Here is a 459-nt window from a genome sequence, read left to right as displayed (position 1 = left end):
TCCTGTCATCCCGATTGATATCAAACCCCGATTCTGTCGGACTTGGGACGGCTTCCTGAAGCTGAAGTCCGTACCATACAAACAGTGACGATCAAAAACTATCAGGCGATCGCGTCAAAGGGATGACAAAAAACGGGCGATCGCTCCCAACTAACTGCCAGAAAGTGTGGGTGATTTATGGATTTCAAGTTCAGCCCAATCTACCCGAGTCCGACTGTCTCGGTTCCTGACCCGTCGCCCGCCTCGATTGGGACCAAAAAACATCAACCCAGATTGTACCCCTTCACCGGTATAATGATGGTCTTCTTGTTGGTTAAAAAGTCATGGGGTTGACACTCATTGTCCCCTGTGAGCGGGCTCAATAGAGTAGATTTTGGGTGCGATGGTACGGACTTCAGCTTCAGGAAGCCGTCCCAAGTCCGACAGAATCGGGGTTTGATATCAATCGGGATGACAGGA

Annotated in this window: 1 pseudogene; it reads right to left on the bottom strand. The window is 50.1% G+C overall.

The features are described 5' to 3' along the window. Positions 1 to 189: 189 nt before the first annotated feature. Positions 190 to 315, bottom strand: a pseudogene (locus AC0QHF_RS29220) (IS630-like element ISMae25 family transposase); the annotation flags it as partial. Between the last annotated feature and the right edge of the window lie 144 nt (positions 316 to 459).

Source organism: Lyngbya sp. CCY1209 (assembly GCF_055795065.1).
The sequence above is the reverse complement of the archived record's forward strand: the minus strand, read 5'-3'. Positions and strand labels throughout refer to the sequence as shown.